Annotated in this window: 18 protein-coding genes; 12 read left to right on the forward strand and 6 right to left on the reverse strand. The window is 72.4% G+C overall.

The genetic code is table 11. From position 1 onward, the window contains the following. The first annotated feature begins 105 nt into the window (after positions 1 to 105). Positions 106 to 531: a GtrA family protein gene (locus NITAL_RS01475; RefSeq protein WP_169786687.1), complete on the forward strand. Its 426-nt coding sequence runs from the start codon at positions 106 to 108 to the stop codon at positions 529 to 531. On the opposite strand, the gene NITAL_RS26915 is transcribed toward NITAL_RS01475, so the two are convergent. From NITAL_RS26915 to NITAL_RS01490, 3 genes are read right to left on the reverse strand one after another with little or no spacing between them, the layout of a single operon-like run. After that, positions 506 to 1324, reverse strand: coding sequence for a hypothetical protein (locus NITAL_RS26915; RefSeq protein WP_052664325.1), 819 nt, complete (start codon positions 1322 to 1324; stop codon positions 506 to 508). The genes NITAL_RS01475 and NITAL_RS26915 overlap by 26 nt on opposite strands. After that, positions 1321 to 2328 carry a hypothetical protein gene (locus NITAL_RS01485; RefSeq protein WP_052664326.1) on the reverse strand — a complete coding sequence of 336 codons (1008 nt, stop codon included), beginning with the start codon at positions 2326 to 2328 and terminating at the stop codon, positions 1321 to 1323. Before NITAL_RS01485 ends, NITAL_RS26915 begins: the two co-directional genes overlap by 4 nt. Before the next feature lie 8 nt (positions 2329 to 2336). Further along, entirely contained in the window at positions 2337 to 3743 is a 1407-nt protein-coding gene (locus NITAL_RS01490; protein WP_052664327.1) for an MBOAT family O-acyltransferase, read from the reverse strand. A 357-nt stretch (positions 3744 to 4100) separates the two neighbouring features. Between NITAL_RS01490 and NITAL_RS01495 the strand changes: the two genes are divergently transcribed. The 7 genes from NITAL_RS01495 to NITAL_RS01525 are packed head-to-tail and all read left to right on the forward strand — an operon-like array spanning position 4101 to position 13495. Beyond that, on the forward strand, positions 4101 to 6530 hold the full coding sequence (locus NITAL_RS01495; RefSeq protein ID WP_052664328.1) for a glycosyltransferase: 2430 nt from the start codon (positions 4101 to 4103) through the stop codon (positions 6528 to 6530). A 5-nt stretch (positions 6531 to 6535) separates the two neighbouring features. Beyond that, positions 6536 to 8836: an ATP-binding cassette domain-containing protein gene (locus tag NITAL_RS01500; RefSeq protein ID WP_157041560.1), complete on the forward strand. Its 2301-nt coding sequence runs from the start codon at positions 6536 to 6538 to the stop codon at positions 8834 to 8836. After that, positions 8833 to 9999, forward strand: a complete 1167-nt coding sequence (locus NITAL_RS01505) for a glycosyltransferase (protein ID WP_052664329.1) — start codon at positions 8833 to 8835, stop codon at positions 9997 to 9999. Before NITAL_RS01500 ends, NITAL_RS01505 begins: the two co-directional genes overlap by 4 nt. Before the next feature lie 10 nt (positions 10000 to 10009). After that, positions 10010 to 10594, forward strand: a complete 585-nt coding sequence (locus tag NITAL_RS29125; protein WP_052664330.1) for an acyltransferase — start codon at positions 10010 to 10012, stop codon at positions 10592 to 10594. Beyond that, the gene (locus tag NITAL_RS28400; RefSeq protein ID WP_083441113.1) at positions 10591 to 11211 is read left to right on the forward strand and encodes an acyltransferase; all 621 of its coding nucleotides are present in this window, start codon (positions 10591 to 10593) and stop codon (positions 11209 to 11211) included. The genes NITAL_RS29125 and NITAL_RS28400 overlap by 4 nt, the downstream gene beginning before the upstream one ends. After that, positions 11208 to 12386: a glycosyltransferase gene (locus NITAL_RS01520; protein WP_052664331.1), complete on the forward strand. Its 1179-nt coding sequence runs from the start codon at positions 11208 to 11210 to the stop codon at positions 12384 to 12386. The genes NITAL_RS28400 and NITAL_RS01520 overlap by 4 nt, the downstream gene beginning before the upstream one ends. Further along, positions 12383 to 13495, forward strand: coding sequence for a glycosyltransferase family 2 protein (locus tag NITAL_RS01525; RefSeq protein ID WP_052664332.1), 1113 nt, complete (start codon positions 12383 to 12385; stop codon positions 13493 to 13495). Before NITAL_RS01520 ends, NITAL_RS01525 begins: the two co-directional genes overlap by 4 nt. A 6-nt stretch (positions 13496 to 13501) precedes the next feature. Here the strand turns inward: NITAL_RS01525 and NITAL_RS01530 are convergent, their stop codons facing one another. The 3 genes from NITAL_RS01530 to groES form a co-directional block, all read right to left on the reverse strand. After that, positions 13502 to 14482 (reverse strand): NAD-dependent epimerase/dehydratase family protein, encoded by a 981-nt coding sequence (locus NITAL_RS01530; protein ID WP_052664333.1) that lies wholly within the window; start codon positions 14480 to 14482, stop codon positions 13502 to 13504. Between the two features lie 197 nt (positions 14483 to 14679). After that, complete coding sequence (gene groL, locus NITAL_RS01535) at positions 14680 to 16314, reverse strand: chaperonin GroEL (protein ID WP_052664334.1); 1635 nt, start codon at positions 16312 to 16314, stop codon at positions 14680 to 14682. Between the two features lie 122 nt (positions 16315 to 16436). Continuing rightward, positions 16437 to 16739 (reverse strand): co-chaperone GroES, encoded by a 303-nt coding sequence (gene groES / locus NITAL_RS01540; protein WP_052664335.1) that lies wholly within the window; start codon positions 16737 to 16739, stop codon positions 16437 to 16439. 376 nt (positions 16740 to 17115) lie between these two features. Here groES and NITAL_RS01545 point away from each other — a divergent pair, with 376 nt between their 5' ends. The 4 genes from NITAL_RS01545 to NITAL_RS01560 all read left to right on the forward strand — a co-directional run bounded on the left by NITAL_RS01545 (position 17116) and on the right by NITAL_RS01560 (position 20848). Next, positions 17116 to 17967: a hypothetical protein gene (locus NITAL_RS01545; protein ID WP_157041561.1), complete on the forward strand. Its 852-nt coding sequence runs from the start codon at positions 17116 to 17118 to the stop codon at positions 17965 to 17967. A 357-nt stretch (positions 17968 to 18324) separates the two neighbouring features. Beyond that, the gene (locus NITAL_RS26925) at positions 18325 to 19068 is read left to right on the forward strand and encodes an LPXTG cell wall anchor domain-containing protein (RefSeq protein ID WP_052664337.1); all 744 of its coding nucleotides are present in this window, start codon (positions 18325 to 18327) and stop codon (positions 19066 to 19068) included. Between the two features lie 719 nt (positions 19069 to 19787). Then, positions 19788 to 20366: a hypothetical protein gene (locus tag NITAL_RS01555; RefSeq protein WP_052664338.1), complete on the forward strand. Its 579-nt coding sequence runs from the start codon at positions 19788 to 19790 to the stop codon at positions 20364 to 20366. Further along, on the forward strand, positions 20363 to 20848 hold the full coding sequence (locus tag NITAL_RS01560; protein WP_052664339.1) for a transcriptional regulator: 486 nt from the start codon (positions 20363 to 20365) through the stop codon (positions 20846 to 20848). Before NITAL_RS01555 ends, NITAL_RS01560 begins: the two co-directional genes overlap by 4 nt. Positions 20849 to 20853: the final 5 nt, after the last annotated feature.

The raw sequence follows: 20853 nt of genomic DNA on the forward strand, positions 1-20853 counted from the left end.
AGGGCGGCGCGGGAGGCCCGACAGGTGCCACACGCCGGTCGGCCGGAGGGCCCACACCGGGTCTCCGGTAGCGTCCCGTCGATCGTGCGCAGCCTCGGAGGTCGGGTGGCCACGTCGGACCCGTCAGCACCCGACCGCGCGAGCGGCTTCCGCCGGCTGTCCGACGTCCGCCGGCTCGTCAGGTACGTCATCGCCGGCAGCACCGCCGCCGGCTCGCACCTGGCGACGTTGACCCTCCTCGTGGAACTGGGCGGGCTGCGCCCGTTGGTCGCGTCGACCGTCGGCTTCGGGGTGGGGCTGGTGGTGTCCTACACCCTCCAGCGGCGCTGGGTCTTCGCCAGCCTGGGCCGGCACCGCACCCTCCTGCCGCGCTTCCTGACGGTCATCGCGGTCGCCCTGCTGCTCAACACCGTCGTGGTCCACCTCGGCACCGAGGTGCTGACCGTGCACTACGCCCTGGTGCAACTGGTCGCGTTCGGCCTGATCCCCCTCAACAACTACGTCCTCAACTCGCTGTGGACCTTCCGGTGAGGCGGACCGCCGTCGGCGTGGCTGCGACCGCGGCTGCGTGCTCCGGTGGCGCGACCACAGCCGACCACGCGGCGCGGGCGGCCGTCAGCGCGTCAGCCACCCCGCTGTCCGCCCGAGCCAGGTGCACCGCCCAGGCCAGCACCGGCGGTGCCTGCACGGCCGCGGCCTCCAGCAGCCGTCCGTCGCCGCGGGCGATCCCGGCGAACAGCAGCGCCTTCGCGCGGTGGAAGACGCTGCCCCAGGCCAGGTCGGGAGGGACGGTCGGCTCGTCGGTGACCTCGTCCCAACGCGGTGTGTCGGACAGCGGGGGCTGCTGGCCGGTCAGGAAGGCGACCTCGGTGTCGACCCAGCCGAGGCGGAGCCGCTGACGGGCAGCTCGGGGACCATCGGTGAGCGCCTCGACCGCAGAGCGTGCGGCGCCGAGCCGGCGCACCGCGCGGGACGTGTCACCGACCCCGACCGCGTCGGCCACGAGCGAGACCCGCAGCATCGCGGCGTCGACCTCGTCCTCGGCCCGCAGGAGGGCAGGCAGCTCGCGCGCCTCCGCCTCGCCGTGCAACCCGAGCTCGCGCAGGATCCGGCCCCGCTCCGCGGCGATCCACGGCGCCAGGAGGGGTAGCTGGACCCGGTCGAGGTGCTCCCAGGCCAGGTCACCGCGGCCGAGCCGGCCCCACACCACGCCGTGCCACACCGGGACGGCAGCCTCGTGCCGCCAGCCCACGGCCAGGTCCACGTCAGGGGGAAGCAGCGCCGTCAGCGCGTCGTCGGGTGGAGGTGGGGGCAACGAGCTCATCCGGCGCGCTCCTCGACGCCCGCCATGCCACGGGCGGTCCACCTGCTCAGCCGCTGCACCCCGACCTCGTTGAGGTGGTACTCGTCGGCGAACAGCTCGGCGCGGTCGTCGAAGGACCGGGCGTCGAGCAGCGGCAGGTCACGGGCGGTGGCCACGGCCCGCAGCTGCGTGTCGAAACGCGCCACCTGCTCGCGCGTGACGACGTCCGCTGCCACGAGGTCGGCGGTCATCGCTGGCAGGCGCACGATGGTCGGCCGCACCCCCCGGTTGGCGAGGCCGTCCAGCAAGGTCTCGAACGCCTGCTGGCGCGGGCCGCCGGCACGGAAGTCGGCCATCGAACCGTCGCGCCGTTCGGCCAACCGCTCCGGATCGCGGTGGTAGCGGACGTCGTCGAAGCCGAGGTAGCGGCCACCGTCGTCGATCTCGCGCCGAGGCCACCCGTCGACCGGCTCACCGGCGTTCCAGGCCACCACGCTCGCCGGTTGACGCAACGCCGACCGGTAGCGCACCAGTTCGGAGACCCCGGAGGCGGCGTGATCGAGCTGGCTGAGCCACCCCGCCTGCCCGGTGAAGCGGCGGAAGCCCTCGGCCTCGCGGAAACGCTCCACATCGGCCGGATCGAAGGTGCTGGCGTTCCAGTCCCGGACCGAGACCCCGATGACGGCCCGCTGCGGGCCGAGCACCGGCACGACCACCTCCGGGTACCAGACCACCCAGGCCTCGGTGCCCGAGCCGGGGAGGGCCGCGTTGTAGACGGGGCCCGGCACGCCCTCCTCGACCAGCGTCGCGGGGTCGAAGCCCGCGTTCACGATCGACGAGCCGACCAGCACCGTCGTCGCCGTGCCCCGTTCCTGCATCTGGTCGACCTTCACGTCGGCGAAGGGGTTGGCCCACCTCGCCGGCGGTGGGAACGCATCGCCCGCCGCCCGGACGCCCAGCTCGGCCAGGGCGACCACGACCAGCACCGTCACGAGGACGGCGGGGACGCGGCGCTTCGGACGCATCGTGGACCTCAGAACTGGAAGTAGATGAACGGCTGGATGGGCTGCCCGGAGAAGACCACGAACAGGACGGCTGCGGTGCCGTACGCCAGGCCACGGGCGACCCGCGGCCAGGTCGGGAACGGCAGCTGCCACCCGGTCCGTCGCTGGGCGAGGTCGATCGTCAGCGTCAGGACCACCGCGGCCGCGAGCACCCACGGCAGGTCGAGCGGGAGGTCACGGTCGCGCCAGGTCACGATCGCGCCGATCACCGACCGTGCGTCGGCGAACGTCGGCGCCCGGAAGAAGATCCACGCGAACGTGACCGCGTGGAAGGTCACCAGGATGCTGGGCAGGTCCCGCAGCGCGAGGTCCCGGCGTCGCTCCGGGCGACGCAGGCGTCGGTGGACGACCAGGAACGCGCCATGGAGGCCGCCCCAGATCACGAAGTTCCACGACGCTCCGTGCCACAGGCCGCCGAGCAGCATCGTGATCATCAGGTTGCGACCGGTCCGCCAGGCGGTCCCACGGTTGCCGCCGAGCGGGATGTAGAGGTAGTCGCGCAGCCAGGTCGACAGCGAGATGTGCCACGTCCGCCAGAAGTCGGTGATGTTGGTCGACAGGTAGGGCTGCTCGAAGTTGCGCATCAGTTCCACACCGAGCAGACGGGCCGAGCCACGCGCCACCGCCGTGTACCCGGCGAAGTCGGCGTAGATCTGGAGCCCGAACGCGTAGGTGGCCAGCAGCATGTGGAGCCCGCCCATCTCCCGCGGCGCGGCGTAGGCATCGTCCACGTACGGGCCGAGCGCGTCGGCGACCACCACCTTCATCACCAGACCGAGCGCGATCAGCCCGAGCCCCGACCGGAGGGTCGCGGCGTCCGGCCGGCGGCGCTGGTGGGCGAACTGCGGCAGCAGGTTGGCGGCCCGTTCGATCGGCCCTGCCACCAGCTGGGGGAAGAACGCCACGTAGGTCGCGAAGTCGAGCAGGTCGTGGGTCGGCGGGAACCGTCCCCGGTAGACGTCGATCGTGTACGACAGGGTCTGGAACGTGTAGAAGCTGATCCCGACCGGCAGGACGACGTCGAGGACGAACGGCGACACCTCCACGCCGACCTTCGCCGCCAGCGCGGCGAACGAGGTCGCGAAGAACCCGGCGTACTTGAAGAAGCCGAGGATCCCGAGGTTGACCGCGATGGACACCACCAGCCACCCGCGGCGGGAGCGGCCCGACGTCCCCTCGCGCCCGAGCCGGGTCCCGACGACGAAGTCCACGACCGTCGAGATCGCGATGAGCACCAGGAACCGTGCGTCCCAGGCGCCGTAGAACACGTACGAGGCGACCAGGACCAGCAGGTTCTGTCCGCGGCGAGGTAGCCGCCAGTAGATGCCGACCACCACGGCGAGGAACGCGACGTACTGCACGCTGTTGAAGATCACGCGGTGATCTCTCGGTCCGAACCGGCCGGGAGCCTAGGAACGCCGGGCGCCGGGACCCAAGCAGCCGGGGCCGCTGAGGGCCCGGATCGACCGCGGCCCCTCGCCGGCAACCCACCGGCGTCGCGAGCGTTGAGCGCGCACCCCCTCGTGGCCCCGGACCGTCGCTGAGACCCGTCGGGCCACCTCACGTGAGGTCGCCAGCCCCCTTGCGCAACGGATCGTGACCCACGGCCGCGGTCGGCGATCCCGGCCGGCCGACCGGCCGTCGGGCCGTCACCAGGACCCAGGTCCCACGTTCTAACCACAGCAGCGTCCGTTCGGACGGCTACCGCACCCGGTCCAACTCACGGGGCTCCGATGCGCATCACGGTCGACGGCAAGCAGTTCCGACGCGGCGACGAGCGGTTCCACCTGCGCGGGGTGACCTACGGGACCTTCCGGCCCCGTGCGGACGGCCACCGCTTCCCCGAGCCGTCGCAGGTCGACGCCGACTTCGCCGCGATGCGCGAGGCGGGGTTCACCACGGTCCGCACCTACACGCCGCCGCCCGAGGACGTGCTGCAGGCAGCCGCCGCCAACGACCTCGTCGTCCTCGCGGGGATCTTCTACCCCGACTGGCGCTACCTCGTCGGTGCCTCGCGGTCCGAGGTGCGTCGCGTGGCCCGTGAGGCGGCGGCGACCGTCGAGTCCGAGGCGCACCGTCTGCTCGGCGACGACCGGGTGCTCGGGGTCAGCCTCGGCAACGAGATCCCCGCGGACGTGATCCGGTGGTTCGGGACCCGCCGCATCGCCGCGTTCCTGGCCGACCTGGCCGACCGCGTGCACGCCATCGACGGCCAGCAGCTGGTCACGTACGCGAACTACCCGACGGCCGAGTACCTGCCCCTGTCCTCGCTCGATTTCCTCACCTTCAACGTCTTCCTCGAGCAGCAGAGCGACTTCCGGCGCTACCTGACGCGGCTCCACCACCTCGCCGGTGACCGGCCCCTGGTGCTCGGCGAGGTCGGCCTGGACGCGGGCACCGACCCCGACGGCGAGAAGCGTCAGGCCGATGCACTCGACTGGCAGCTGGCGACCGCCGTCGAACGGGGCGTGGCCGGCACGTTCGTGTTCTCGTGGACCGACGAGTGGTGGGTGGGCGACGCCGCGGTGGAGGGGTGGCACTTCGGCCTCACCCACGCCGACCGCTCCCCGAAGCCGGCACTCGACGTCGCGACCTGGTGGAACCAGCGCACCGTCGCCGACCTCGATCGCGTCTGGCCGTCGATCAGCGTGGTGATCTGCGCCTACAACGCCGGCGCGACGCTGGCGGAGTGCCTCGACCACACCTGCGCCATCGAGTACCCCGGCCTCGAGATCCTGGTGGTCAACGACGGGTCTGCCGACGACACGGCCGACATCGCCCGCCGCTACCCCCGCGTCCGGCTCGTCGACCTGCCGCACGCGGGCCTCTCGGTCGCCCGCAACGCCGGGTACGAGGCGGCGACCGGTGACATCGTGGCCTACCTCGACTCGGACGCCTACCCGCAGCCGGAGTGGCCCTACTACCTGGCCCTCGGTTTCGACGGTGCGATGGTCGGAGGCGTCGGCGGCCCCAACGTGCCGCCGCCCTCGGACCCCGTCGGCGCCCACCGTGTCGCCCGGAGCCCCGGCGGTCCGGTCCACGTGCTGATCTCCGACGACCGCGCCGAACACGTGCCCGGCTGCAACATGGCGTTCTGGCGCGAGGAGGTCCTGACCGACGTCGGCGGGTTCGACCCCATCTACGACGCGGCCGGGGACGACGTCGACCTGTGCTGGAAGGTGCTCGACCGTGGGTGGGAGATCGGGTTCCACCCGGCCGCTCTCGTGTGGCACCACCGGCGGCCGGGTGCACGCGCGTACTTCCGCCAACAGCGCGGCTACGGGCGCGCCGAGGCGTTGGTCGAGGCCCGCCACCCCGACCGGTTCACCCCGCTCGGGACCGCCCGATGGAAGGGACGGATCTACGACTCGTTCGCGCCGTCGCTGCTCAACCAGCGGGTCTACCGCGGGCTGTTCGGGACCGGCGCCTACCAGTCGGTCTACCAGGGCGGTGGCCACGTCCTGGACCTCGCCCACCAGATCGGCCTACCGCTGGCGATCGCGGCCGTCCTGACGACACCGCTCGCCCTGCTGCACCTCGCCCTCCTCCTGCCCGCCGCGGTCGGCCTGGCAGCCATCGTGGCCCTGGTGGTCACCGACGCCGCCCGCGCCCACCCGCCGCGCGACCTCGACCGCGGCCGGTTCGCGTTCCGGGTGGGCGTCGCCTGGCTCCACCTCGGTCAGCCGTTGGTCCGACTCTGGGGCCGGTGGAAGGGGGTCCCCGAGGCGCGCCGTGACCTGCCGAGCTGTGCGCCGCTGCCGGGTCCGGTGACGCACCTCGATGGCGGCGTCCTGCTGCTGCCCGCCACCGGCCCGCGCGCCGCGACCACAGCCGCCATCGTCGACGTGCTCCGCCGTGACGGGGTGCGGGTCCTGGCAGCCACCGGCTGGGAGGACCACGACGCACGCCTCGTCGGCTCGGCCACGCTCGTCGGCGACCTCGTCACCTCCGCACACCCCGAGGGTTGCGTCCAGATCCGGGTGCGGCTCCGTGCCCGCAGCGGGCGGTTGGCCGCCGGCACCGCGGCTGCGGTCGCGACGTCGCTCCTCGGCCTCGGGGCGGTCAGCCTGGTGATCCTCGCGGCGCTGGCCGTGGAGACCCTCCGCGGCGCGGTCCGGGTCGGCCCGCGCAGTCGTCGCGCCATCGTCACGGCCGCACCCTGAGTCCCGTGGACGTCATCCGGGTCGGCGAGCTCGCCGCGTGGGCCGAGATGGACGCGGATGAGGTCGTCCGCACCCTCCGTCGCTTCGGGCACCGGGTCGACGATCCCGGCTCGACGGTGACGATGGCGGAGGCGGACCGCTTCGCCAGCGCGGTCCAGGCGGAACGCCGCGACGAGGGGCTCGGCAAGCGGCGCGTCCACGAGGTCGCCAAGGAGCTCGGCCGATCGAGCGCCGAGCTGCGCAGGATGTTCGTCGAGCTCGGGGTGCCCGCCACCTCGCACGCGTCGACGGTCCGGCAGTTCGACGTCGGCCGGCTCCACGAGCGACTGAGCGCCGACGCGGAGCCAACCGCTCCGGAGATGACCGACGCGGCGCCGCGTGCCCCGCTCCCCCGTCGCGTCCCGGTCCGGATGACGCCTCGGACCAGCGCAGCGACGGCGCCGACGAGCACCGACGCGGCGGGCGGTGGCACGGGGACGGACGACGCCGCGGCGGACCGCGACGCGCCCGAGACGCTGACCGTCCCCGACCGCCCCGGGGACCGGGCCCTGCTCCTGCGGATGCTGCGTGAGCTGCGACCCCACGCGCGCGGTCTCGCGCTCGTGCTGGCGCTGCACCTGCTCGCCGCCCCGCTGATGCTCCTGCAACCGATCCCCCTCAAGATCGCGGTGGACAGCGTCATCGGGGACACGCCCGTCCCGAGGCTGCTGGCCGCGCTCACACCGGAAGCGCTGACCGACACCCCGCTGCGGCTGCTCGCTGTCGTCGCGCTGCTGCACGTGCTGCTGATGGGCGCCATCCAGCTGCAGTCGATGGGCACCTACGTGGCCACGACCGCGACCGGCGAGCGCATCACCCTCGGGTTCCGTGCTCGCATGTTCCGGCACGTGCAGCGGCTGTCGCTGGCGTTCCACGACCGACGGGGTACCTACGAGTCGCTCTACCGGATCGAGTACGACGCTCCCAGCCTGCAGCACACCGCCGACACGGTCATCCCGTTCGTCAGCTCGGGCGTCACCCTCGTGGTCATCCTCGTGGTGACGGCACGCATCGACCTGTCCCTCGCGCTCGTCGCCCTCGCGGTGTGCCCGGTCCTCTTCTGGCTCTCCCGCCAGCACGTCCGGGAGATCCGCGGGGGCTACCAGGAGCTACGCGAGCTCGAGACCACCGCGCTCGGTGTCGTCCAGGAGGTGCTGTCCGCGGTCCGGGTCGTCAAGGCCTTCGGTCGCGAGGACAGCGAGGCCCGCCGCTTCACCCACCGGTACGGCGCCAGCATGCGGGCCAAGGTACGGCTCGCGGTCCGCGAGAGTTCGTACGGGCTGTGGATCAACGTGACCACCGCCGCCGGCACGGCCCTGGTCCTCGGCATCGGGGTCCGCAACGTGCTGGCCGGCACCACCACGCTCGGCGAGCTGCTCGTGGTCATCGCCTATCTGGCTGCGCTCTACGGCCCCCTCGAGGAGATCGCGCAGCGCGTCGGCGACCTGCAGTCGTCCCTGGCGGGGGCCCAGCGGGCGTTCGAACTGCTCGACGAACTGCCCGAGGTCACCGAGCGCAGCGACGCACGCCGCCTCGACCGCGCCGACGGGGAGCTCACCTTCGAAGGTGTCTGCTTCGGGTACGACGCCGACCGTCCGGTGCTGCGCGATGTCGACCTCGTGGTCGAGGCGGGCGCCCGCGTCGGCGTCGTCGGCCGCACCGGGGCCGGCAAGACCACGCTCATCAGCCTGCTCATGCGCTTCTACGACCCGGACGCCGGGACGGTCCGGCTCGACGGCGTGGACGTCCGCGACATCGACCTGGCGGACCTGCGCAACCAGTACGGGTTGATGCTCCAGGAGCCGGTCCTGTTCTCGACCAGCATCACCGAGAACATCCGCTACGCCCGCCCCGACGCCACCGACGAGGACGTGGAGGCGGCCGCGAAGGCCGCGGACGCGCACGACTTCATCCTGCGTCTGCCCGACGGGTACGACACCAGGGTCGGTGAACGCGGGATGCTGTTGTCGGGTGGCGAACGCCAGCGGGTCTCGCTGGCCCGCGCCTTCCTCCGCGACGCACCGGTGCTGATCCTCGACGAGCCGACCAGCTCGGTCGACGACGCGACCGAGGCATCCATCATGGCCGCCATGGAGCGGCTGATGGCGGGTCGCACCACCCTGATGATCGCCCACCGGCGCTCGACGCTGGACTCGTGCGACGCGATCGTCGAGGTGCGTGACGGCGGTGTCCGTGTCGTCGGCTCCTCCGGCGATCTCGACCCGCCCAAGGGGATCCCGGCCGCACCAGTGACGGCGCCGTCGTGAAGGCCGTCGTCACCGGGTTGATCGGCGCCTTCCCGGTGGGTGGGGTGTTCTACGACTACGCCCAGTACGCCCTCGGGCTCGAGGAGCTCGGCTTCGAGGTCTGGTACCTCGAGGACACCACGATGCCCTCGCTCGAGCTCGACACCGGGGACTGGGACCACGAGCTCGACTGGTCGGGCCCCGTCGACCACATCCAGCGCTCGCTCGCGTCGCTGTCTTCGTCCCTCGGCGACCGGTGGCACTTCCGCGGCGTCGACGAGCGCAGCTACGGCGTCCCGGCCGACGAGATGGCGGACATCGTGGCCGACGCGGACCTGTTCCTGAACGTGTCCGGCGCGGCGGTGCTCCGCGACGAGTACCTCCCCTCGCGCAACAAGGTCTACCTCGACTCCGACCCCGGCTGGAACCACTTCATGCGGTGGCCGAAGGCGCGGCCGAACCCCCTCGACCACGGCCTCCTCGCCCACGACCGCTTCGCGACCTACGCCGAGCGGCTGGGTGCCACGGACTGCCCCCTGCCCGACCTCGGGCTCGACTGGGTCCCCACCCGGCCCCCGGTGGTCGAGCGGCTGTGGAGCGATGCGGCGGCGGCCGACGGTGAGCGCTGGACCACCGTGCTGTCGTGGGACAACTCGCCGCACCCGATCAGCCACGAGGGTGTCGAGTACGGCACCAAGGAGCGCGAGTTCACCCGCATCGAGCGGCTCCCGACCCGGACGACGGCGCACCTCGAGGTGGCCGCCGGTGGGGCACACCCTCCCGTGGAGCGCTGGCGCGAGCTCGGGTGGTCGGTCGTCGACGCCATCGACGTGTCCCGCACGCCGGCGGCCTACCGCGACTACCTGACCGGCTCGCGGGGCGAGTTCAGCATCGCCAAGCACGTCTACGTGGCGACCAGGTGCGGGTGGTTCAGCTGCCGCTCCACCTGCTACCTGGCCGCCGGCCGCCCCGTCGTGGTCCAGGACACCGGGTTCAGCGAGCTGCTGCCCACCGGTGAGGGCATCGTCGCCTTCGACGACCCGGACGGCGCCCTGGCCGCTCTGGAGCGCGTCGAGGCCGACCACACCACGCACGCCGAGGCCGCACGACACCTCGCGCGCGAGCACTTCGCGGCGCCCCGGGTCCTCGGTGCCCTGTGCGACCGCCTCGCCATCAACGGCTGAAGGACACACGATGAGCTGGGACACCTCCGACCTCGACGGCACCTGGGACCTGTCCACGCTGCCGGACAACGTCCGGCTCGGGGAGGGCTGCTGGATCGAGAGCACCAAGACCTTCCTGCGCTTCCGCAGCCGCCAGGTCCCCGGCCTGGTCGTCGGCGACCGGCTCCGCGCCTACACCTGGACCCGGTTCTCGATCGAGCCGACCGGACGGCTGACCATCGGAGACGACTGCGTGCTCGTCGGCGCGATGTTCATGGGTGCCGGCGACATCCGTCTCGGGGACCGCGTCGTGGTGTCCTACGGCGTCACCATCGCCGACTGCGACTTCCACCCCCACGACCCGGTGGCGCGCCGGGCCGATTCCATCGCACACGCGCCCGAGGGTGACCACGCTGCCCGCGCCCCCTTCGAGCCCGAGCCGGTCACCATCGGCGACGACGTGCACATCGGGATCGGCGCCATCGTCCTGAAGGGGGTACGCATCGGAGCGGGCGCCCGGATCGGCGCCGGCGCCGTCGTCACCCACGACGTCCCCGAGGGCGCGATGGCGGTGGGCAACCCCGCCCGCGTCGTCCCCGCGGAGGTGACGGTGTGAGCGAGGCCGAGGGTGCGATCTACCTCGACGGCGACTGGTGGCCGGACCCGCTGCCCGCCAACGTCGAGGTCGGCGAGCGGTGCTACCTCTACAGCTCGTTCGCCTTCCAGCGCTACCGCAGCCGTCGACCGACCGGGGTCCGGATCGGTGACGACACGGGGGTGTACGAGGGCACGGTCTTCGACCTCGGCCCCGACGGCGAGGTCGAGTTCGGCCGGTTCAGCACCATCGTGTCCCCGGTCATCCTCACCAACGGCCGGGTCGTGGTCGGCGACCACGCCTTCATCTCCCACGACGTCGTGATCGCGGCCGACGCGTGGGGGGTCCCGCCGGACGCGGTCGCCGCGACCGGACGGGACCCGGACGCGGTCACGCCCACCATCGAGATGGGCGAGGACGTGTGGGTGGGGACCAAGGCGGTGCTGCTCGCCGGCGCCCGCCTCGGTGACGGCGCCATCGTCGGAGCGGGGGCGGTGGTCGACTTCGAGGTGCCCGCCTACGCGATCGTGGCCGGCAACCCCGCCCGCATCGTCGGTTGGTCGTACCCGGGCGGCCGCCCGCCACCGGACATCGATCTGCGTGAGTTGGAGACGACGGCCTCGCGGCGCCGGCCGTGACCGCGCACGACGGGCGGCTGCGGATCGTCGTGCTCGGCTACGTCGTCGGGTTCCCCCTCGGTGGGATGACGTGGCACTCGGTGCAGTACGCCACGGGTCTGGCCGCCCTCGGTCACGACGTGTGGCTGATCGAGGATTCACACGACTACGAGACCAACTACGACCCGGTCACCGGCGCCGTCGGGACCGATCCCACCTACGGAGTGGCGTACGCCGGCCGCGTGCTCGGGCGGCTCGGTCTCGGCGACCGGTGGGCCTACCACCACGCCCACACCGGCAGCTGGCGCGGCCCCGCCGCGGGGGAAGCTCCAGAGATCTGTCGCACCGCCGACGTCGTCCTGAACGTCGCCGGCATCCACCCCCTGCGTCCGTGGCTCGAGGAGGTGCCGCTCCGCGTGTTCATCGACGCCGATCCGGTGTTCACCCAGATCCGCCACCTCACGGACCCGGGGGCCAAGGCGCACGCCGAGGCGCACACCCACTTCCTCACGTTCGGCGAGCGCATCGGCACGCCGGGCTGCACCGTGCCGGACGACGGGCTGCCGTGGCGGCCAACCCGTCAGCCGGTGACGCTCGACGCGTGGCAGGCGGGCCCCGAGCCGGACGTGACAACGCTGCCCTTCACCACCGTGATGCAGTGGGACAGCTACCCGACCGCGACCTGGAACGGCACCACCTACGGCATGAAGTCGGCCGCGTTCGGTGACTTCGTCGATCTCCCGGGGCGCGTGGACGTCCCGCTGCACCTCGCGGTGGGTCGCGCCGATGCGGCCACCGAGCGGCAGCTCAGCACCCTCGGCTGGGAGCTGTCCGACCCGCAGGCGGCCACGTGGGATCCGTGGGTCTACCAGTCCTTCATCCACGGGTCGGCCGCCGAGTGGAGCGTCGCCAAGCACGGCTACGTCACCTCACGGTCGGGGTGGTTCAGCGAACGCAGCACCGGCTACCTCGCGAGCCACCGACCGGTCGTGGTGCAGGACACCGGTTTCAGCGCGGTGCTGCCGTGCGGTGAGGGGCTCCTCGCGTTCACCGACGTGGCGGAGGCCGCCGCCTGCATCGAGGACGTCCGCGCCCGCTACGCCACCCACACCCTGGCCGCCCGCGAGATCGCTCGCGAGCACTTCGGTGCCGACCGCGTCCTGAGCCGGCTGCTGGCCGAGGTGGGTGCGGGGTGAGCGCACCGACGATCAGCGTCGTCATCGACAACTTCGACAACGCGCGACTGCTGCCGGCGGCCATCGACAGCGCGCTCACCCAGACCGAGCCGGCGGACGAGGTCGTGGTGGTCGACGACGGGTCCGGTGATCGATCCTCGGACGTCATCGCCCGGTACGGGGCGGACATCGTCGGCATCGTCAAGACCAACGGTGGCCAGGCATCCGCCTTGAACGCCGGGTTCGAGGCCAGCAGCGGTGACGTCGTGGTGTTCCTCGACTCCGACGACGTGCTCGATCGGACCGCCGTCGCCGCAGCACGCGCGGCGTTCGCCGCCGTCCCCGCGCTCGGACGCCTCCAGTGGCCGATGCGGGTCATCGACGCCGATGGAGAGCCGACCGGTGAGGTGGTCTGCACCGACCTCGAGTCGGGGGATCTCGTCGATCGCGTCCTGACCGACGGTCCGTTCAGCTACCGATGGTCGTCGACCAGCGGGAACGCGTGGTCACGCACGGCGCTGGCAGCCGTCCTGCCCATCCCCGAGGGGCCGTTCGACCTGTGCCCGGACATCTACCTGTCGGCCACCACCCCGCTCTACGGTCGGATCGCGGTGACCGAGCCACGGTCGTGCTGGCGCCGCCACGCCGGCAACGGCAGCCGGCCCATGCAGCCCTTCGACGCGAGGCTCGCGGTCGGGCTGCGCCGGTTCGAGGCCTGCCTCTCCGCGCTCCGTCCCCGAGCGGCGGCGCTGCGCCTGCCGTTGGACGAGGAGCGGTGGCGGGCCGGCTCGTGGTTCCACCGCCTCGACCGAGCGGCGACCACGCTGCGGGAGTCGACCCCACCCGACGCGACCATCGTGCTGGTCGACGAGGATGCCTGGGAGGTCGGCGGGACGCTCGCCGGTCGGACGGTCCTGCCGTTCCTCGAGCACCGTGGGCGGTACGTCGGCGCGCCCGCCGACGACGAGCACGCGATCGGCGAGCTGTCGCGGCTACGGACCGCCGGCGCCACCCACGTGGCGGTCGCTTGGACCGCGACGTGGTGGCTCGAGCACTACGCGCGGTTCGCGGACCACCTCGGAACACCCGACGTCACGACCGCGGACGTGATCGTGTTCGACCTCGCGTAGGACCCGTCAGACGAGCGTCCCGTCGTGCTCGCCGCGGGCCCACGCCACCGTGGTGGCCAGGCCGTCGGCGAGGCTGGTCCGCGGCTCCCAGCCGAGCTGTCGGGCGGCCTTGGCGGGCGAGATCACGTTGTGCATGACGTCACCGAGCCGGGCAGGGCCGTGCTCGGCCGGGCCGTCGTGACCGGTGGCCGCCGCGAGCGCGTCGAAGAGGTCGTTGACGGACGTCGCGCGGCCCGTACCCGCGTTGAAGCGTTCGCCGTCACCCTCGGACCAGGCGCGCACGAACGCATCCACGACGTCGGCGACGTAGACGAAGTCACGGGTCTGCGAGCCGTCACCGTTGATGACGCACGGCTCGCCGTCGAGCATCCGCTGGGTGAAGCGGGCGATGACGCCGCCCTCACCAGCCGGGTCCTGACGCGGGCCGTAGACGTTCGCGGGCGCGACGGCGCTCCACGCGAAGCCGTGGAGGGTCGCGAAGGTGCGCACGTACTCCTCACCAGCCCGCTTGGCAGCCCCGTACGGCGACAACCCGGGTCCACCGTGCTCCTCGGTCAACGGCAACTGCTCACGGGGGACCTCGCCGTAGATGGCGCCGCCCGAGCTCGTGAACACGACCTTGGCCACCCCGTGCAGGCCCGCGGCGGCCAGCACACGCACCGTGCCGACCACGTTGGTCACCGCGTCCGCGACGGGGTCGTCGACGCTGACCGCGACGCTCATCTGGGCGGCGAGGTGGAAGATGACCGACGGCTGGTGACGCGCGACGACGTCGGTCAGCTCCGGGCTGCAGATGTCGACCTGCTCGAACACCAACGCGTCGGGGTGCGCCGCCGTGGCTGCCGCGAGGTTGTCACGGTGACCGGTCGACAGGTCGTCGACGACGACGACGCGGTTGCCCTCGGCGAGCAGACGGTCGACGAGGTGGGAGCCGATGAAGCCGGCGCCCCCGGTGACGAGGACGGGTGCGGTGGTGGCGGATGGCAAGCGCGTGACTCCCGTTGGAGGCGACCGATGCAGGGGCTGTCCGGGCGTGACCGGGCCGGCGCGCGATGCGCCCACCGCCACAACGAACGGAGCCCACGTGAGGTTGCGCTCCCGGGCGGATCTGGTCCAGCCGGGTCGACGCGGCGAGGCCCCCACCGTGGTGGGGGCCTCGCTGTGGTGCGTTCAGGTGGCGCGGATCAGAAGTCCATGCCGCCCATGCCGTGGTCGTGACCGCCGCCACCGGCCGGGGCCGACTCGGGCTCCGGCTTGTCGGCGATCAGCGCCTCGGTGGTCAGGAGCAGACCGGCGATCGACGAGGCGTTCTGCAGCGCCGACCGGGTGACCTTCGAGGGGTCGATGATGCCGGCCTTCAGCAGGTCCTCGTACTCGCCGGTGAGGGCGTTGAGACCCTCGCCAGCGCTCATCGCACGGACCTTCTCGACGACGACGGAGCCCTCGAGGCCCGCGTTCGAGGCGATCCAGTACAGCGGCGAGGACAGGGCGGCGCGGATGATCTTGGCACCGGTCGCCTCGTCACCGTCGAGCTCGAGCTTGTCGAGACCGGCCTCGGCCTGCAGCAGCGCGGCGCCACCACCGGCGACGATGCCCTCCTCGACAGCCGCACGCGTCGCGGACAGGGCGTCCTCGATGCGGTGCTTGACCTCCTTGAGCTCGGTCTCGGTCGCGGCACCGACCTTGACCACCGCGACGCCGCCGGAGAGCTTCGCGAGGCGCTCCTGGAGCTTCTCGCGGTCCCAGTCGGAGTCGGTCTTGTCGACCTCGGCCTTGATCTGGTTGATCCGGCCCTTGATGTCGTCGTCCGAACCCGCACCCTCGACGATGGTGGTGTCGTCCTTGGTGATCACGACCTTGCGGGCGCGACCGAGCAGGTCGAGGGTGGCCGTCTCGAGCTTGAGACCGACCTCCTCGGAGATGACCTGGCCACCGGTCAGGACGGCGATGTCCTGCAGCATGGCCTTGCGGCGCTCACCGAACCCGGGAGCCTTGACGGCCGCCGACTGGAAGGTGCCGCGGATCTTGTTGACCACCAGCGTGGCCAGCGCCTCACCCTCGAGGTCCTCGGCGATCACGACGAGCGGGCGACCGCCCTGCATGACCTTCTCGAGGATCGGGAGCAGGTCCTGGACCGCGGAGATCTTCGAGTTCGCGATGAGGATGTAGGGGTCCTCGAACTCGACCTCCATGCGCTCGGGGTCGGTGACCATGTAGGGCGAGATGTAGCCCTTGTCGAACTGCATGCCCTCGACGAAGTCGAGCTCCATGCCGAAGGTCTGCGACTCCTCGACGGTGATGACACCGTCCTTGCCGACCTTGTCCATCGCGTCGGCGAGGGTCTTGCCGATGACGGGGTCGTTGTTGGCCGAGATGGCCGCGATCTGGGCGATCTCGTCCTGGGTCTCGATCTCGCGCGACTGGCTCGCGATCTCCTCGACGACGTGCTCGACGGCCTTGTCCATGCCGCGCTTGAGCGACATCGGGTTGGCGCCGGCCGCGACGTTGCGGAGGCCTTCCTTGACGATCGCCTGGGCCAGGACCGTCGCCGTGGTGGTGCCGTCACCGGCCACGTCGTTGGTCTTGGTGGCGACCTCCTTGGCGAGCTGGGCGCCCATGTTCTCGTAGGCGTCCTCCAGTTCGATCTCCCGAGCGACGGTCACGCCGTCCTTGGTGATCGTGGGGGCGCCCCACTTCTTGTCGATCACGACGTTACGACCGCGGGGGCCGAGCGTGACCTTGACGGCGTCGGCGAGCTTGTTGACGCCGCGCTCGAGTCCCTTGCGGGCGTCCTCGCTGAAGCTGAGGATCTTGGCCATACGGTGTTCTCCTGGCTCTGGTGTTCGTGTGCGAGCCGCGGGGGCTCGTGGGGAAGCTGGTCAGCCGGGGGGGCCGGACGACCGCCCCGCAGGGCAGCCGACTGGACCCGCAGATGGCCTGTTCAGCCGACGATCGCGAGGATGTCGCGGGCGGAGAGGATGAGGTACTCCTCGCCGTCGACCTTGACCTCGGTGCCGCCGTACTTGGAGAACAGGACGGTGTCGCCGCTGTTGACGTCCATCTGGATGACGTCGCCGGTGGTGTCCGAGCGCTTGCCCGGGCCCACGGCCACGACGGTGCCCTGCTGGGGCTTCTCCTTGGCGGTGTCCGGGATGACCAGGCCGGAGGCGGTGGTCTGCTCGCTCTGATCGAGCGTGACGATGACACGGTCCTCGAGCGGCTTGATCTTGACGTCCTTGCTCAACGGGACCTCCGTGGAGACGTCGCCGGACCCGCGTGGCCCGGCGGTGTGAGCGGGGTGGTGCCGCCGGCGGGAGCCGGCGGGGTGATGTGTCACGGGTCGGTCAACGTCGAGGTGCGACGCGGGGTGAGGCGGCAGCAAACGCGCTAGCACTCACCAGACCCGAGTGCCAGAACGACGCTAGCGCTCTCCCCCTGCGAGTGCAAGAGAACCCCCGGCTCCTGCGTCGACCTGGCTGAGGTCCCCTGCACCGACCGGACGCCGCCCCTCGTGGCCGCCGCCTACTGTGCGCCGCCATGACGACCGCGACCCACCATCCCGGCCGAGCCCCGTGACGGGGCGGTCCACCCCACCTCGCGGGCGCGCGTACATCGCCGGCTTGGCCAGGCCAGCCGGCCGACAGGCGCTGACGACCTGTCACGAACCGCTCTGGGTCCTCGACGGCGGCCTCGCGCTGGGCGACATCGGCCACGACACCACCTACGAGGACTTCGGGCTGGGCAAGGCCGGGTACGCGGCCACCACGTCCGAGCCCGTCGACGTCGACGACATCGCGGCCGGGCACAGCGGGTCCGGCGCGCTGGTGGTCCCGTGGGAGCGGATCACGGCCGTGACCGTCACCGAACATCGTGGGCGCCTCCACCACGCGACTCTCACGCTCGCCGTCGGGACCGACCTGATCCGTTGGCGCGTCGCCATCCGCAAGGGGGCCGGGTGGGACCACGGCTGGCGTGAGGTGATGGACCGTCTCGAACGTCACGTGCCACAGGCGCAGGTCGTCCGCCTCCCCACGCTCCCCCGCTGGCGCGAACGCCTGCCGGGCGTCGTGGTGTTCGGGGGCCTCGCACTGCTCGGCCTCCTCAGCAGCGTCGGTCTGTACCAGGAGGCCCGCGTGATGGACGCACCCCTCGAACGGTGGGACGCGGGCCACTACGACCGGTCCCACTCGGTCGCGTTCGTCTTCGCGGACAGCGCCGACGCGCTACCGCTGCCGTACCGCATCGCGTTCCCGTCCCCGATGTGGGTGATCGACCACGACACCATCGTGACGACCATCCCGGGCTCCCGGTACCGGTCGCCGCGGTGCCGGACGGTCCTGCGCACAGACCTGCACCTGGCGTCCCGACGCACGCCGCTGCCGTGCGTCGATCCGCACACGGGCGTCGAACTCGACCCCGAGACACAGGTCACGATCGGCGACGTGCTCGCCGACCCCGACATCAGGTCGTAGTCGGCCAGCCGTCAGCCGTACTGGCTGCCCCCCCGTGGACCTCCGCCCTGACGCCCGCCCTGACCGGGACCCCCGTCCCGGCTGCGTGCGACCGAGGACCTCAGACACCCGATCGAGGATGACGACCCGCGATCGAACCGTCACAGTGCGTTCGCACCTCGTCCTACCCGATGAGGCGCCTCGGCCCACACGGGCCGAGCGGATCCCCCACGGATCCACGGGACGCGACGACCTTCGGACCGCATTGCGGTCGCCCGGGCTCTATGAGCCCCGGTCCGGAGCGAGCGAGTGGCGAGACCGACCCGGCACGGCCACCAGCCGGCCTCGCGTCGGCTCGACCCTTGTAGGGGCTAGAACATGAACCGCACCCGTACGCGAGCCCTGCTCGCCGCCGCCGCACTCGGCGTCGCAACCATCGCGTTCCCCGTCGCCGCGAGCGCGTCGGAAGCCGCGGAGACCTGCAACCACCTGCACCCTGACCTCGAGAAGATCGAGGGCGGATCCGGCTCGTACACCGACGTCACCGCGCACGGCACCATCTCGTGGGACGGCGCGACCCTGACCTACGACCTGAACCCGGGGTGGACCCTCGACATCTGCCTCAAGTCCGCGACGAACGTGGAGCGGACAGACGGCCTGACCGGCGCAGGCAGCGTGTCGACCAGCACGGGGCAGGACATCTCGCACATCGCCTACGGCCTCGACTTCGAGGAGCCCTCTGACGACGACGGTGACACCGACGATGACGGCGTCGCCACGGACGACGACGGCACCGACGACGACGGCACCGACGACGACGGCACCGACGACGACGGCGTCGCCACGGACGACGACGGCACCGACGACGGCACCGACGAGGACGGCACCGACGACGACGGCACCGAGGTGCAGCCCGGCGGCGAGGTCGCGCCCGTCGATGGTGACGGTGACGACGACGGCACCGTGACCGAGGTGCCGGTCGATGTCCTGCCGGCCACGCTCGACAGCCGGCTGCCCAACACCGGTTCGGACGTGCCCGCCCTGCTGGCGGCTGCGGCCCTGGCCCTCGGCCTCGGTGGGACCGCGCTCGTGCGGACCCGTCGCGGTGCCACCAGCGCCTAGTGGCACTGCCGGGCAACGACGCGGCGGCGACCTCCGGGTCGCCGCCGCGGCACGCCCGCAGGTCACCGTCGGTGACGTGCGTGGCGACCGCTGACGCGGGTGTGGCCCCGCCCACCGCCCCGGCCGCCGTGCGGCGTGCGCCCGCTGAGCGGGCCTCCACCCCCCGGCCAGCCCACCCCGCGCCCGGGACCCGCGTCCCGGTTGGTCCCGACGGGCGTCACCGTGGGGCCCGTCCGGCCCCACGCAGCGGTCACACCGGTCCAGACTGCAGCCACGAGCCGGCCCCCACCGTCGAGGTGCGCGGGCCAGCGGACCACCGACGCGAGCTCACCGATCCGCGCGGGGCCACATGGGGAACGGAGGGGCGGCGAACTCGCCGCCCCTTCGTCACGTTCCTGGCCGAACGGCCGGGGCCGTCGCGGCCATACCGCGCGTTGGTCGCACGACTCGATCACGCTCCGTGGTGGACCAGGCCCTCCAGGCACGCTCCGTCGGGTCCCACGGTCACGGAGGGTCGCGGTCCTTCGACGAAGGGTCACAGGCCTTCCGGGTACGGCATGCTCAGAGGGAGCGACGCCGACCGGTGCCGCTCCGGGACGCGAGGATCCTCGGACCGCTCGACGGTCGCCAGCCCCACCGGGGCACGGTCCGAGGGGAGCGAGTGGCGAGACCTCCCCGTACCCGCCCGGCCCAGCCCGGCGCGAACGAGGGACCGATCCGTGACAGGCCACCGCGCCACCCGCCTCGCTGGGCTGTTGCTCGCCGCCCTGGCCTCGAGCGTGCTGCTGCCCACCGCAGCCGTCGCCTCACCCGAGCCCTGCGCCGACCACCTCGTCACGCACCGTCCGGACGGCACCACCGGCGACGGCGCTGCGGTCGCGATCACGGCGCAGGCGCTCGAGCGCGGACACGACGGCTGGGCGATGGTCGCCTGGGAGGTCGCACCGGCCACCGAGCTCCGTGTCATCCAGGTGGTGGACGCCGGAGCCACCTCCGAGCTCCCCCCGGATGCGACCATCGCCGAAGGCGACGTCGAGGAGCTGCGGTTCTGCGGCGCCCGCGTCGCGGACGGCCCGAGCGGCGAGACCGCGGACGGCCGTGCTCCCGACGGTGCGGTCGGTGTCGCGGCCGGCATCGCCACCCGGCAGCTGGCCGCGGCTCGCGCCGGCACGAGCCGAGGCGATGGCACGCCCCCAGCGGCCCGCGGGGTGCTCGGCGCGGCCATCGGCGCCGCGATCGGCGGCGTGGTCCTCCTGCTCAGCCGGCGCTCGCGCCACGACGACGAGGTGCTCGCATGAGCGCGACCGAACGCCAGCTCCAGCTGGGTGCACGCCTACGACGCATCCGGGCGCAGCAGGGCCTGTCGCTCGCGCAGGTCGAGGAACGCTCCGGTGGCCGCTGGAAGGCCGTCGTGGTCGGCGCGTACGAGCGCGGCGACCGCGCCATCACGATCGAGCGGCTCGCGGCGCTCGCCAGCTTCTACGACGTCCCGATCGCGCACCTGCTGCCCGCCGAGGTCACCGAGGCACGCCCCACGCCGGACGAGCGCTGCATCCTGCTCGACCTGACCCGGCTGGCCGCCCACGACGAGAGCACCGACGCCGTCGGCGCGATCGCCCGGTTCGCGCGCCGCATCCAGCTCCAGCGTGGCGACCACGCCGGGCGCGTGCTCACCCTGCGGGATGCCGACGTGCGGACCATCGCGCTGGCCGCGGGGGTGGAACCGCTCGACCTCCAGGACGAGCTGAAGGTCCGCGGGCTGGTCGGTGCGTCCGCCTGACCTCA

This window comes from Nitriliruptor alkaliphilus DSM 45188 (genome assembly GCF_000969705.1).
GTDB classification, from domain to species: domain Bacteria; phylum Actinomycetota; class Nitriliruptoria; order Nitriliruptorales; family Nitriliruptoraceae; genus Nitriliruptor; species Nitriliruptor alkaliphilus.